The 14,175-nt window shown below is 56.3% G+C and carries 8 protein-coding genes and 3 rRNA genes (1 of these 11 running past the window's edge); 5 read left to right on the forward strand and 6 right to left on the reverse strand.

Annotated elements, in window-relative coordinates:
• The 3 genes from ACF0H7_RS00020 to rrf (ACF0H7_RS00030) all read left to right on the forward strand — a co-directional run.
• Positions 1-2,882 (forward strand): 23S ribosomal RNA (locus tag ACF0H7_RS00020) (it extends 9 nt beyond the left edge of the window).
• Between the two features lie 136 nt (positions 2,883-3,018).
• A 5S ribosomal RNA gene (gene rrf / locus ACF0H7_RS00025) occupies positions 3,019-3,134 on the forward strand.
• Positions 3,135-3,243: 109 nt separating this feature from the next.
• Positions 3,244-3,359, forward strand: a 5S ribosomal RNA gene (gene rrf, locus ACF0H7_RS00030).
• Positions 3,360-3,414: 55 nt separating this feature from the next.
• On the opposite strand, the gene ACF0H7_RS00035 is transcribed toward rrf (ACF0H7_RS00030), so the two are convergent.
• The 5 genes from ACF0H7_RS00035 to ACF0H7_RS00055 all read right to left on the reverse strand — a co-directional run bounded on the left by ACF0H7_RS00035 (position 3,415) and on the right by ACF0H7_RS00055 (position 10,685).
• Positions 3,415-3,924 (reverse strand): SRPBCC family protein, encoded by a 510-nt coding sequence (locus tag ACF0H7_RS00035; protein WP_397450817.1) that lies wholly within the window; start codon positions 3,922-3,924, stop codon positions 3,415-3,417.
• 21 nt (positions 3,925-3,945) lie between these two features.
• Positions 3,946-7,419 (reverse strand): non-ribosomal peptide synthetase, encoded by a 3,474-nt coding sequence (locus ACF0H7_RS00040; RefSeq protein ID WP_397450818.1) that lies wholly within the window; start codon positions 7,417-7,419, stop codon positions 3,946-3,948.
• Entirely contained in the window at positions 7,416-8,375 is a 960-nt protein-coding gene (locus tag ACF0H7_RS00045; protein WP_397450819.1) for a diiron oxygenase, read from the reverse strand. The genes ACF0H7_RS00040 and ACF0H7_RS00045 overlap by 4 nt, the downstream gene beginning before the upstream one ends.
• Positions 8,372-9,148 carry a DUF3050 domain-containing protein gene (locus tag ACF0H7_RS00050; protein ID WP_397450820.1) on the reverse strand — a complete coding sequence of 259 codons (777 nt, stop codon included), beginning with the start codon at positions 9,146-9,148 and terminating at the stop codon, positions 8,372-8,374. The genes ACF0H7_RS00045 and ACF0H7_RS00050 overlap by 4 nt, the downstream gene beginning before the upstream one ends.
• Before the next feature lie 802 nt (positions 9,149-9,950).
• Positions 9,951-10,685 carry a GntR family transcriptional regulator gene (locus ACF0H7_RS00055; protein ID WP_397450821.1) on the reverse strand — a complete coding sequence of 245 codons (735 nt, stop codon included), beginning with the start codon at positions 10,683-10,685 and terminating at the stop codon, positions 9,951-9,953.
• A gap of 325 nt (positions 10,686-11,010) precedes the next feature.
• Between ACF0H7_RS00055 and lapG the strand changes: the two genes are divergently transcribed.
• A complete protein-coding gene (gene lapG, locus ACF0H7_RS00060) occupies positions 11,011-11,724 on the forward strand; it encodes a cysteine protease LapG (protein WP_397450822.1) in 714 nt (237 codons plus the stop codon).
• A 25-nt stretch (positions 11,725-11,749) separates the two neighbouring features.
• Positions 11,750-13,696 (forward strand): cyclic di-GMP receptor LapD, encoded by a 1,947-nt coding sequence (gene lapD, locus ACF0H7_RS00065; RefSeq protein WP_397450823.1) that lies wholly within the window; start codon positions 11,750-11,752, stop codon positions 13,694-13,696.
• 128 nt (positions 13,697-13,824) lie between these two features.
• Here lapD and ACF0H7_RS00070 read toward each other — a convergent pair whose 3' ends face one another.
• The gene (locus tag ACF0H7_RS00070; RefSeq protein ID WP_397450824.1) at positions 13,825-14,163 is read right to left on the reverse strand and encodes a tryptophan synthase subunit beta; all 339 of its coding nucleotides are present in this window, start codon (positions 14,161-14,163) and stop codon (positions 13,825-13,827) included.
• Positions 14,164-14,175: the final 12 nt, after the last annotated feature.

A 14,175-nucleotide genomic window follows, 5' to 3' on the forward strand; every position in this document is an offset into this window, starting at 1 on the left:
AAGAAGCGCATACGGTGGATGCCTTGGCAGTCAGAGGCGATGAAAGACGTGGTAGCCTGCGAAAAGCTTCGGGGAGTCGGCAAACAGACTGTGATCCGGAGATGTCTGAATGGGGGAACCCAGCTGTCATAAGACAGTTATCTTATGCTGAATACATAGGCATAAGAGGCGAACCAGGGGAACTGAAACATCTAAGTACCCTGAGGAAAAGAAATCAACCGAGATTCCCTTAGTAGTGGCGAGCGAACGGGGACCAGCCCTTAAGTTGTTTAGAGATTAGCGGAACGCTCTGGAAAGTGCGGCCATAGTGGGTGATAGCCCTGTACGCGAAAATCTCTTTGCAATGAAATCGAGTAGGACGGGGCACGAGAAACCTTGTCTGAATATGGGGGGACCATCCTCCAAGGCTAAATACTACTGACTGACCGATAGTGAACTAGTACCGTGAGGGAAAGGCGAAAAGAACCCCGGAGAGGGGAGTGAAATAGATCCTGAAACCGTATGCGTACAAGCAGTGGGAGCCCACTTTGTTGGGTGACTGCGTACCTTTTGTATAATGGGTCAGCGACTTATTTTCAGTGGCGAGCTTAACCGAATAGGGGAGGCGTAGCGAAAGCGAGTCTTAATAGGGCGTCTAGTCGCTGGGAATAGACCCGAAACCGGGCGATCTATCCATGGGCAGGTTGAAGGTTGGGTAACACTAACTGGAGGACCGAACCGACTACCGTTGAAAAGTTAGCGGATGACCTGTGGATCGGAGTGAAAGGCTAATCAAGCTCGGAGATAGCTGGTTCTCCTCGAAAGCTATTTAGGTAGCGCCTCATGTATCACTGTAGGGGGTAGAGCACTGTTTCGGCTAGGGGGTCATCCCGACTTACCAACCCGATGCAAACTCCGAATACCTACAAGTGCCGAGCATGGGAGACACACGGCGGGTGCTAACGTCCGTCGTGAAAAGGGAAACAACCCAGACCGTCAGCTAAGGTCCCAAAGTCATGGTTAAGTGGGAAACGATGTGGGAAGGCTTAGACAGCTAGGAGGTTGGCTTAGAAGCAGCCACCCTTTAAAGAAAGCGTAATAGCTCACTAGTCGAGTCGGCCTGCGCGGAAGATGTAACGGGGCTCAAACCATGCACCGAAGCTACGGGTATCACTTAGGTGATGCGGTAGAGGAGCGTTCTGTAAGCCTGTGAAGGTGAGTTGAGAAGCTTGCTGGAGGTATCAGAAGTGCGAATGCTGACATGAGTAACGACAATGGGTGTGAAAAACACCCACGCCGAAAGACCAAGGTTTCCTGCGCAACGTTAATCGACGCAGGGTTAGTCGGTCCCTAAGGCGAGGCTGAAAAGCGTAGTCGATGGAAAACAGGTTAATATTCCTGTACTTCTGGTTATTGCGATGGAGGGACGGAGAAGGCTAGGCCAGCTTGGCGTTGGTTGTCCAAGTTTAAGGTGGTAGGCTGGACTCTTAGGTAAATCCGGGAGTCTAAGGCCGAGAGCTGATGACGAGTTGCCATTAGGCGACGAAGTGGTTGATGCCATGCTTCCAAGAAAAGCTTCTAAGCTTCAGGTAACCAGGAACCGTACCCCAAACCGACACAGGTGGTTGGGTAGAGAATACCAAGGCGCTTGAGAGAACTCGGGTGAAGGAACTAGGCAAAATGGCACCGTAACTTCGGGAGAAGGTGCGCCGGTGAGGGTGAAGCATTTACTGCGTAAGCCCATGCCGGTCGAAGATACCAGGCCGCTGCGACTGTTTATTAAAAACACAGCACTCTGCAAACACGAAAGTGGACGTATAGGGTGTGACGCCTGCCCGGTGCCGGAAGGTTAATTGATGGGGTTAGCTAACGCGAAGCTCTTGATCGAAGCCCCGGTAAACGGCGGCCGTAACTATAACGGTCCTAAGGTAGCGAAATTCCTTGTCGGGTAAGTTCCGACCTGCACGAATGGCGTAACGATGGCGGCGCTGTCTCCACCCGAGACTCAGTGAAATTGAAATCGCTGTGAAGATGCAGTGTATCCGCGGCTAGACGGAAAGACCCCGTGAACCTTTACTATAGCTTTGCACTGGACTTTGAATTTGCTTGTGTAGGATAGGTGGGAGGCTTTGAAGTGTGGACGCCAGTCTGCATGGAGCCAACCTTGAAATACCACCCTGGCAACTTTGAGGTTCTAACTCAGGTCCGTTATCCGGATCGAGGACAGTGTATGGTGGGTAGTTTGACTGGGGCGGTCTCCTCCTAAAGAGTAACGGAGGAGTACGAAGGTGCGCTCAGACCGGTCGGAAATCGGTCGTAGAGTATAAAGGCAAAAGCGCGCTTGACTGCGAGACAGACACGTCGAGCAGGTACGAAAGTAGGTCTTAGTGATCCGGTGGTTCTGTATGGAAGGGCCATCGCTCAACGGATAAAAGGTACTCCGGGGATAACAGGCTGATACCGCCCAAGAGTTCATATCGACGGCGGTGTTTGGCACCTCGATGTCGGCTCATCACATCCTGGGGCTGAAGCCGGTCCCAAGGGTATGGCTGTTCGCCATTTAAAGTGGTACGCGAGCTGGGTTTAGAACGTCGTGAGACAGTTCGGTCCCTATCTGCCGTGGACGTTTGAGATTTGAGAGGGGCTGCTCCTAGTACGAGAGGACCGGAGTGGACGAACCTCTGGTGTTCCGGTTGTCACGCCAGTGGCATTGCCGGGTAGCTATGTTCGGAATAGATAACCGCTGAAAGCATCTAAGCGGGAAACTAGCCTCAAGATGAGATCTCACTGGGACCTTGAGTCCCCTGAAGGGCCGTCGAAGACTACGACGTTGATAGGTGGGGTGTGTAAGTGCTGTGAGGCATTGAGCTAACCCATACTAATTGCCCGTGAGGCTTGACCATATAACACCCAAGCAATTTGCTTAGAGACAAGCAAATGCAGGTGTGAAGACGCAAACGACGAAAATTTGCAGCACACAGATTGCTATCACATACCCGATTTGCTGAAACGTTGAAAGACGTGTCAGTACCCGAATTTCTTGACGACCATAGAGCATTGGAACCACCTGATCCCATCCCGAACTCAGCAGTGAAACGATGCATCGCCGATGGTAGTGTGGGGTTTCCCCATGTGAGAGTAGGTCATCGTCAAGATTAAATTCCGAAACCCCTGTTTGCTAACGCGAACAGGGGTTTTGTTTTTAATGAGAGTTATCGAATTTTGCTGACACGTTACTGCGGTAACGGATCGGCTACAGAATTTCTTGACGACCATAGAGCACTGGAACCACCTGATCCCATCCCGAACTCAGCAGTGAAACGGTGCATCGCCGATGGTAGTGTGGGGTTTCCCCATGTGAGAGTAGGTCATCGTCAAGATTAAATTCCGAAACCCCTGTCTGCTCACGCAGACAGGGGTTTTGTCTTTTCTGGCCTATGAAAACTGCAGCACATGCGTCTGACAGAACAGCTGCCGAACGTTGTTCATCGCGTCATCGGCAAAGCCCTGTAGGAATGTCTGGAACGCTTCCGGCGAATCAGGCCACTCAGCAGAAAGCTCACCCACGATGCTCCAGGTCGCGACGCAATGATCGTCACTCTGCGTCGTCACGGTCATGGCTGCCCACAAATTGCTAATCGGCAAAGTGGTGTAGATCAACGACCAAGTCATGTATAGCGCCTGATCGTCCCGTGAGTTGAGCTGCTCAATCACGATGTTGCCATCCTTGAAGAATTTCTTGCGGACCGACCCCACGCCACTGCCGGTCACCTCGCAAGATTCCAGCGCAGGAATAAACGCTGGAAAATCACCAAAGTCGCCAACAACCTTCCAGACTTTTCGCGCATCGCTCGGTATGTCGACAGCGGAGACCACGCGCTGGCCTAGAGGGTTTTTAATCCGGGTATCAGGTTGCAGAGTATCCAGGGTTTTAATGTGGTTCATGGTGTTCTCCATCGGTTTGGTTTAGATGAATTCGATTTCTTTCAGGTAGTCGCAACCTTTGCGCAGCAGCGCTCGGGTTTTCAGCGGGTAGCGTTCGCCCATGCGGTGAATACCCGCCTCGGCGTTGTGGTACTCGATCATTGAGATATCGCCGATGTCTTCTTCGAAGCCATCCAGGTAGAAGCCCAGCACACCGAACAAGGCGTTGTGGCTGTCGACTCGACTGAGCTGCTGTTGCCAGTGCGCGACGCTGACCATCTCGAACTCACGTCCCGCTTCACGGAACGCAGCGACATAGCCGCTCCAGCTCAACGGTTCGGGATTGTGCAGATTGAATACGGCATGACTGGCCTGATAACGGCTGGCATGGAAGCCGATGAAGCGAGCCAGGAAGTCGACCGGCATCAGGTCGAAGTTCATTGCGAACGCCGGCACCTGACCCAATTGCATCGAACCCTTGAGCATCAACATCAAACGGTTCTTGTGGGGCTGGCAGACACCCGTGATGCTGTTGAAGGCGATGTTGCCTGGGCGATAGATGTTGGCCCATACGCCCTGTTCCCGAGCCTTCTGCAGAATGCGTTCAGCCACCCATTTGGACAGGTTGTAGCCATTCTTGATGTAGATGGGTGGCGTGCATGCCGCAGGCTCCTCCAACACATTGCCGGCGCTGTCGATCGCGCTGGACGCTGACAGTGTCGAGACAAAATTGAAGATCTTCTTGCTGCGTCCCTCGCACAACCGCAGGCATTCGAAGATCGGCTCGACGTTGTCCTTAACCAGCGTCTCGTAATCCTGCACATGGTTCACATTGGCCGCGTTGTGCACCAATGCACCGAATTCGCGGTCGATGCGCTCATACACGTCAGCACTCAATCCCAGCAGCGGCTGAGTGATGTCAGCGGGGTAGACCGTGACCTTGCTCAGATCAAGGTGTTCAAGCCGGTTTTCCAGCAGCGATTGAGCGAACCGCGCCTGCGCGCTTTGCCCGCCACCTTCTCGAACCAGGCAGGCAATTTCGCTCGCCCCCCAAGCCAGCAATGCCTCGACAATGTGCACGCCGAGAAAGCCATTGGCGCCGGTGACCACCACCTTATGCACATCTCCCAGGCGGCTGACCGGCAATACCGATAGATCCAGCTCAGGGTTGGCGTCATGCAGCGCCTGTGGGCTGATGGTGTAGCTGGAAGACTTCGAGCTGTCGCTGTCGAGCAGGGCAGCCAAGGTCAGCAGTGTCGGCGCCTCGATAAAGCGATTGATCGGAATACCGCGCCCGAACGCCTCACGAATTTCCAGCAACATCCGTGACAACAGGATCGAATGTCCGCCGAGGTTGAAGAAGCTTTCATCGGTGGAAATATCGCCAGGCGGCATCTCCAGCAACTCGGCCCACAGCTCCAGCAATTGCTGCTCGATCGCGGTTTCCGGCAGGCGCCGCGGCTGTGCGTCGAGGAAGATCACTGGCAGTTCCAGCAAGGCCTTGCGGTCGACCTTGCCATTACTGGCGAATGGCATGCCGGGCAGTTCGGTATAGGCCGTAGGACGCATGTAATCCGGTAAGTGGTGTTCGACGTGCTCCCTAAGTGCCTGGCGTGCCACCTCCGAGGGTCCGTCTTGCGGTTGCGCAACAAACGCGAGAATCCGCCGCTGTGCATCCACCACCACGGCCACCTGCCGATACAATTGGCTGTCGCGCAGGCAGTGCTCGATTTCCTCAGGCTCGACCCGAAACCCGCGAATCTTCACCTGATTGTCGCGGCGACCGCACAGCTCGATACCGTCGGCCGTCCACTTACCCATATCACCGGTGCGATAGGCTCGCAGACTTTGGCCGTCCGGCAATTGCAGGTTCAAGTAACGTTCGGCAGTCAGCGTCGGGTTGCCCAGATAACCCAGGCATACCCCAGGGCCGACGATGTACAGCTCACCGGTTGTGTACTCGGGCACGGGTTGAAACTCGTCATCGAGAATCAGCATCTGACTGTTGGCAATCGGCTGCCCCAGATTTCTGTTGCTGCTGCCGGGCTGGAACAACCCCGCAGTGATCAGCACCGTCGCCTCGGTTGGGCCATAAAGGTTATAGAAACGACATTGCCCCGCCAGACGCTCGATGACATAAGGCTCACACACATCACCCCCTGTCATCAGGTGCTCAAGCCCTAGAGGTCGATCCAGCGGCAGAATGCTCAACAGCGCAGGCGGCAGAAACGCGTGGCTGATTTGCTGCCCGAGCAGTTCGACCAGTTGCAAGGGGTCGCGGCGCTGGTCGTCACCCGGCACCACCAGTTCCGCGCCGCAGAGCAACGTCGGGAAGATGTCGATCACTGACGAATCAAAGCTGAGTGTCGAGAATTGCAGGACCCGGCTGTGCTCAGACAGGCTCACATGCTCCGCATACCAAGCGGTGAAATGGCTGAGGTTGCGCTGGCTGAGCAATACGCCTTTGGGGTGGCCGGTGGTTCCCGAGGTATAGAGCGCCATACACGGCGCATCTGAAGCAGGTCGCTGACGCATCAAAGGGCGGGTAGGGTCGGTGTCATTCAACCCCAAGTGGCTGATGTCCAGCGCAGGTCGTTGTTCTGCGAGGGGGTGTTGACCATCGTGCAGCAACAGCACGGCGCCGGAGTTTTCCAGGATGTAATGCTGGCGTTGAGTCGGTTGGCTCGGGTCCAGCGGCAGATACACCGCTCCGCTGCCGAGAATGGCGAGGATCCCGGCAAACAACGCTGTCGACTTCGGCAGACAGATACCGATCACCAACGGACCTTCAATGGGCGCCGCCTTTTGCTGCGACAGCACAGTCAACACCTGTTGCTGAATCGCCAGGCTCTGAGCGTGCAATGCGCTGTAGCTAATCTTCTGGCCGCCGATGCTGAGCGCAGTACGCCCGGCAAATCGCCGAAAGCTTTGGTCCAGGCGCTCCACCAGCGGTATTTCGGCCAGGTCGAGCAAGTGCGGTCGGGCAGTGCGGTTGAAGCGATGCTTGAACGTCAGTTGCTGCAAAAAGTGCAGGCCTGACTGTTGCGCCGACTGGGGAGGCTCGGCCACAGGCGCTTGCAGAAAATACCCGGCGTCTCGGGACAAGCGGCTGACATGTAGCGCGACGATTTCAACCAGCGTTGCAATCGCTTTGTCGCGCATCACCCGGCCGTTACCTGAAGTTTCCGCAGCCAGCATCAGGCGTGAGATCAAGCGCTGCGCGCTGGCGGTACCGAACCAGCAGAGCAACTCAAGCTGAGGCAAGCCGTCCTCGGTGGCCGGGCTATTCCCCACGCGCAGGCTCAACTGCGCCAGCGAAGCGAAAGCCTGTTCCTGCTGGTCCGTCAGACTCAGGCTGCCGTCTTCGATCAACAGGCAAGCGTTGCTCAGTAAACCGGAATCCAACGCCATGGCATCCGTCACGGTATGCAGCAGGTGGCCATGCTCTTCCAGCTCAACGATCAGCTGTTGCAGGGCCAGGCTCTGGCCAATCAAAACTATCTCCAGGCGTTTCATAGCAAAGATCCTTGGCCCACCGGTTGGCTGGGCAGATAGTCGGCCAGTGCGCGCTGAACACAGGGTGATTCGAGCATCGAGCTGTTTTTGAAAAAGCGCACGATGTTGCCCACCAGCGGATGATGGCGATTGATCGGGAAGGTCACGGCCAGCGCCTCGTTCTTCAGCCGTTGCTTGATCGTGTCGGCCACCTGCAGGTGATCGATCAGGTCGAAGTCGAAGCCTTTCTGGATGTCATTGGTCAGGTACTGAGCAATGAACACCGGCATGATGTGCGCAATGCTTTCGCGATCGGCCTGCGCTGCGCTGGTCCAGTAAATACGCACCAGGCGCGCCCAAAATGTCGAATGCCGGCCTTCGTCGAGCAGGTGATCGGCCATCAAGCCTTTGATCGATTGCTTGACCGTGTCGTCCTTGGCGAAGGCGGCGACATCATTGGTCACGGTGTTCTCCGCGACCGCCACGCAAATCAGCTCCACGGCGCTGCGCAAGTGATCGGGTGCCAAGGCGAGGGCCCCGGGGATTGCTCGGCTCAACTCGATCTCATTGGGCAACGGGATGGGCTGAATACCGGTGAGGGCGATGGTTTGCTGCATGAAGTCCATCGCCACCAGCGCGTGGTAGTCCTCGTCCACCACGACCGTCATCGCGTCATAGCGACAGGCGAACGGAAAGCGAATTGCAAAGTGGTTCTTGGCGATGGCGCGCGCGGTCTTGTCGACGATCTCCGTCTCGAAAATCACAATATCGTTGATGAATTTGTAGAGGCTCTGCACCAGCGCGAAGTCGCGCAAATCTACGCATTCACGGGTGAAGGTTTCACTCAGCACCAGCGGTTGGCGGCTGAGTGGGTAGATCAGTTTTTCGTCGTTTTCGACTATCCGGCGAGGGCGCGTACGAATCGTCGCACGACCCTCCCAGGCATCGGCGAAGGACAGGTAGTCTTCGGCGTTCATGCGCTGACCTCCATCAGTTCTGTGCGCATGCTCAGGCGCAGTCTGTCCCACAACGCGATACGACTTTCCACGGCAGCGATGGCCGCGTCATACACTTCGCGCTGACGTTTTTCGTCGCCATCCACTAACCGCGCCAACAACGCTTCGGCGGCCGGGCCGTGGTCTTCGGAATCGACCTCAATGTGGCGTTCCAGGTAGTAACGAAAGGTCGGTGCCTGTTCGACGGTGATGCCCCAGTCATCGAGGATGCGTTGGAACATCAGCGGAATGACGCTCTCGCGCCCGTGCAGGAAAGCGGCGGCGACGCTGTGGGCCGGTGCATGCAGCGCTGTCTCCAGCGTGTGTTTGACGAAGCCGATGGCAGCCTGATTGGCATCGACGCTCTGCAATGCGGTTTCGTAGCTGACGCCTTCCTGCTGCAGCTCGACGAAGCGCTCCACCTGAGCGGTGCTGGCACCGACTTCGCGCATGGCATCCAGGTACAGCTCGAAGTGGCTGTAGTGGCCGTGGGTCAATTTGTCGTCCGACTCTTCGCCGAGCACGATCTCATTGATCAGGCGGGCAGCCTTCGGGTCTTTGGGCGGGAGCCAGGGAAGCTGGGTGCAGGTCAATTCCTGTTGCAGCCGCTTGGTCAGGGACATGAAGTCCCACACCGCGAACACATGGGTTTCCATGAAGCGCCTGAGCACATGAAGTGAGTCAATTTCAGCAAAGATCGGGTGAGCGCTGAGTTCTGATTTTTTGTGTTCGAGAAGAAGTTTTTGACCATTCATAAACAAGTCCCTTAGTTGTTGTGGCCATCAACGCGCGGTGAGGTGATCGGCGTTGGTGTCGGTGGTCCATATAGTTGATGCGGACGAGCGAGTGCCTCGAAGTTGAAGTCGTGAATAAACGATTACCTGCCGCGTATACCTGCATTCGTTGTGCCTGGCGGCGTGGCAGGGCGGGCGGTCAATAGCGCACAGCGCGTCGTCGATGACGACTTAATAAAAGTTAGAACAGTTCAAAAGCAATCGGCAAGTTATTTTTATAATATTTGTTACTTGGTTTAATTCGAGTAAGCAGGGCCCGAATAAAGTCGAGAGGTTCGATTTTATTGGGGTGTGAGCAACTCTTCCGGCCCATTAAAGTCAGAATGTTAATTAATGAGTGAATGCCTCACTCGGAATTGCTCGATACGTGAGAAGTTGATTTTTATGTTTCGGGCGATCCTGGAACTCCTTCCAGCTGATTTCTGCCCGTTCGACAAACTCCTTGGATGGCTCCCTGTGGTGTGAAGACGTTCTGCCCTGATAGCGCCGGGAGTTCTGCAGGCAAACAGTCCTTCGGCCTGGTGATGTCACTCGCTGCTTATGGTCTGAGTTTGCCTTAATCGTGGCACGAGCCTACCTGCACCATTAGCAAAGCCCGCGATAAGCAAAGGCACGAAACAGAATAGAAGGCAGCCCGGGTCAGGGCGCTGGCCCAGGAGGTGCAGGGTAGACATCTGGGGGAAAGGAGGGCGTTGCAGGAGTAGGCACAGGGCTGCGCCTTTAAAGTGTTTCAGGACGAGCTCAGAGAACTCGTCCCGGTCGTTCAAGCACCGTTCATTTTGCGTGATCGGGCTATTGGCTCGACGGGCGCCGAGTTCTTCAGATAGCGGGCGATGGCTTCCACGCCGCGATTCAGGTGATAGGCGAGCACGCTGACTGCCTCATTGGTGGATTTCTCGGCGACGGCATTAAGCAGTGCCCAGTGGTCATCCTGTGACAGCTTGCCCAAGCCCATGGCCGATAGATTAAAACGCAGAAAGCGTTCTTCCTCGTTCAACCCTTGCTCCACCAGGCGCAGCAGCCGTTGGTTGGGGGCCTTGCAGTAGAGCGCCATGTGGAACATTCGGTTGAGTGTGCCCATCTGGCTGTAATCGGTCTCGACTTCGAGCTTCTCGATATAGCCTCGTGCGGCATGGATATCGTTTTCCGTCAGATGCGGGATCGACAAACGCAGCGCTTCCGATTCCAGAAGGATGCGTAATGCATAAGCATCCACGGCATCTTCGCCTATAAGCGGCGCAACTACGGCGCCTTTGTGTGGTTCGACCCGTAACAGCGATTGCGCTTCCAGCTGACGCAAGGCTTCACGCACCGGCATGCGACTGACACCGAACAGCGTGGCCAACTCCTGTTGGCGCAACGCCATGCCGCTCGGGATTCGCCCGTCGAGAATGGCGTTGCGCAACTTTTCTTCGATCACAGCTCGCGCAAGATGGGAGGGCGGTTGCTCCTTTCCCAAGATGCGGCTTAAAAAGCTTTCGTTGTCCTTATCTCGCATACCTATACTTCTATATATAGCTGGATATTGGATCCAATCCACACTAGTGATTACCTGCGTCCTTGTCAAACCTTGTAGAAGTACCCGGGACGCTGAAGCGCTTGGTTTACAAGGCTTACGGTCATTATGGCCGGAATTTCGGCAAAGTCTTTTGCAATATTTGTACAAGCTGTGGCGCGTCGGGTGGGACATCTTACAGGTCATTTTCCCGGCCGGCGGAACCAGCGGACGCTTGGTAAAAAGTGATTGCAGGATGCCATTGTTTTTTCTCGGTCGAACCCGCACCATCGACCGGATTTCGCATGAGCGTACGGACTAATTACAATTGGCGGCACGGTTTGCTCTTCATCAGTCAGCGCCCGTCCCTCGAGTAGGGCGGTGGCTCCTGTGTGGGTTACTGCTCGTCGGTTTGCTGCTGGCAGGCAGTCTGAGTGCCGATTGGGATTTTTCCGTCATCAGCCGCAAGGCGGAGGCTCTTTATGGTCCGCTGGGCGAGGGGCGCAACCGCATCGACGCCTGGCAGCGGTTGTTGGAGAACGAAAAGCAGGTGAGCGAGAGCGCGAAACTTGAGGTGGTCAATCTGTTCTTCAACCACCAGATGCGCTACGTGGAAGACATTGATAACTGGCACGTAGAGGACTACTGGGCGACACCCATTGAGTCACTGTGGAAGGGGGCTGGCGATTGTGAGGATTATGCGATTGCCAAATATTTCAGCCTCCGGCGCCTGGGTGTACCAAGCGAAAAGCTGTTGATCACTTACGTCAAAGCCCTGCGACTGAACCGTGCCCACATGGTGCTGACGTATTACGCCAGCCCTAACGCCGAACCCTTGGTGCTCGACAGCCTGATCAACGAGATCAAGCCTGCGAGCCAGCGGACTGACCTGTTGCCGGTCTATGCCTTCAACGCCGAGGGGTTATGGTTGCCGGGCGCCAAAGGTAACAAGCGAGTCAGCGATACCAAGAAACTGTCACGTTGGCAGGATGTGTTGAGAAAGATGCAAGCCGAAGGTTTCCCGGCCGAGCCTGATCTCTAGCCGAGCTTGACCTCAAGGAGTAGGAATGTCTCTGTTCAAACAGTTATTGATCGCTATCTGTCTGTTTTTGGTGATCGCCTTTAGCGGCAGTTTCATGGTCAGCCTGGAAAGCTCTCGGGCGCAGTACGTCAATCAACTGCGTTCGCATGCGCAGGATGCGGCGACGGCCCTGGCACTCTCGCTGACGCCCAATATCGACGATCCGACGATGGTCGGTCTGCTGGTCAGCTCGATCTTCGACAGCGGTTATTACTCGAGCATCCGTGTCGTCGACCTGAGCAATGAGAAGGTGATCGTCGAGCGCAGTGGCGCGCCGGTCAACGACACGGTACCGGGTTGGTTCGTCAAGCTGATCGGCCTTGAAGCGGCGGGCGGCGACGCGGTTGTCAGCCGAGGCTGGCAGCAGGCGGCACGGGTTGAAGTGGTCAGCCATCCGATGTTCGCGGTGGCGAAGCTGTGGGACAGCGCACTCGGCAGCCTGGGCTGGTTGCTGCTTTGCGGTCTGGCCAGTGCGGTGCTTGGTGCGCTGCTGTTGCGCCGTCAGTTGAAGCCACTGGATTACATGGTCGAGCAGTCTCACGCCATTGGCCGTCGCGAATTCCTCAGCTTGCAGGAACTGCCGCGCACCCCGGAACTGCGTCGTGTGGTTCAGGCCATGAACCAGATGGTCGAGAAGCTCAAGGCGCTGTTTCTGGAAAATACCGAGCGTAGCGAGAAGCTGCGGGTCGAGTCTTACCATGACGCGCTGACAGGCCTCGCCAACCGCCGTTATTTTGAAATGCAGCTCAACGCGCGAGTCAGCAACCAGGAAGAGGCGACCTCGGGTTTTCTGGTGCTGCTGCGGGTCACGGATCTTGCTGGCCTGAACCAACGCCTGGGCGGCAAACGCACCGACGAATTGCTCAAGGCAGTCGCCGAGCAACTGGTTCGCCAGTGCGCCCGTTACCCTGAAACCACCAACCTGATTACCCGCAGCCGTGGCGGTGAGTTCGCGGTGCTGGCGCCAGGCATGATGCGCGCCGAGGCGTTGCAGTTGGCGCAAAGTCTGGAAAATGCGCTGCTCAGCCTGCAAGCCACCGGGGCGTCGGATGTCACGCCCGTCGCTCACATCGGTCTTGCGCCCTATAGCCCAGGCGACTCACCACTGGCGCTGCTCGGTCTGGCCGATCAAGCGTTGTCCCAGGCTGAAAGCGAGGGCGAGCGTACCTGGAGCTGCATCGAACACAACGAAGCCAAGGCCCTGGGCGACGACCAATATACCTGGAACACCCTGCTGGATCAGGCGTTGACTCAGCGTCGTTTCCAGTTGTTCTTCCAGCCGGTGGTCGATAGCCGCAACACCGAACACGTCCTGCATTACAAAGTGCTGTCGCGTCTGCTCGATGAGCAGGGCAAAGCGATTCCAGCCGGGCGCTTCCTGCCTTGGCTTGAACGCTTTGGCTGGTCGACGCGACTCGACCAACTGATGCTGGAAATGGTGGTGCAACAAATGCTGCTGCACGACCAATCGCTGGCGCTGAACCTGTCGGCGGCGACATTGGCCGATCCAGTGGCGCTCAACAAAATCTTCGACACGTTGAAGCAGCACAGCCGCCTCGGTAAACGCCTGACCCTGGAAATCGGCGAAGAGCAATTGCCTGAACAGTCGGTGCTGGTGCAACTGACTCGCCGCTTGCGCGAACTCGGTTACTCCCTGGCGGTGCAGCGTTTTGGTGGTCGATTCAGCATGATCGGCAACCTCGCGCACTTGGGGCTGGCGTATTTGAAGATCGATGGCAGCTACATCCGCGCCATCGATGAGGAAAGCCACAAACGCCTGTTCATCGAAGCCATCCAGCGCGCGGCGCACAGCATCGACTTGCCGTTGATTGCCGAGCGCGTGGAAACCGCGGGTGAGTTGCAGGTGATCAAGGAAATGGGGATTCAGGGTGTACAAGGCCAGCTATTCGGTGAGCCGGCGCCCTGGAAATAATGCGGGAGTATCTGTAGGAGCTGCCGAAGGCTGCGATAAGGTCCGAAGGACCTTCAGCGACCATAAGAACACGACTGCGTTGCAGTCGATCGCAGCCTTCGGCAAGCTCCTACAGGGTGTTGCTTGGCTTAGATCAACCCCGTCTCATCATCGTCGATCAAATGGCTGAGCCCACCCAGGGCTTCCCGGGCGTGGCTGCGGTCCATCAGCTTGGCTTGCGCCGCCGCCGGCAGATCGGTCACGCGGATCACGCCTTTGCTGGTCAGCACTTGAATCAGGTCGTCGAGTACCCGAATCATGTCCATGTCGCTCTGCTTGAGCTGGCTCAGGCTGGTTTCCACCGCTTCACTGGCGTACCAGGCCTGAATCTCATGATCGTCGGCCGGCAAGGTGCCGGTCGACTCTGCATAAGGTGCGGCTTCCACGCGAATCAGCAAACCCTGTGCATCGCGTTGAACGTAGAACATTGGAAATCCCTC

It is taken from the genome of Pseudomonas sp. NA-150 (genome assembly GCF_044336365.1).
Taxonomy (GTDB): Bacteria; Pseudomonadota; Gammaproteobacteria; order Pseudomonadales; family Pseudomonadaceae; genus Aquipseudomonas.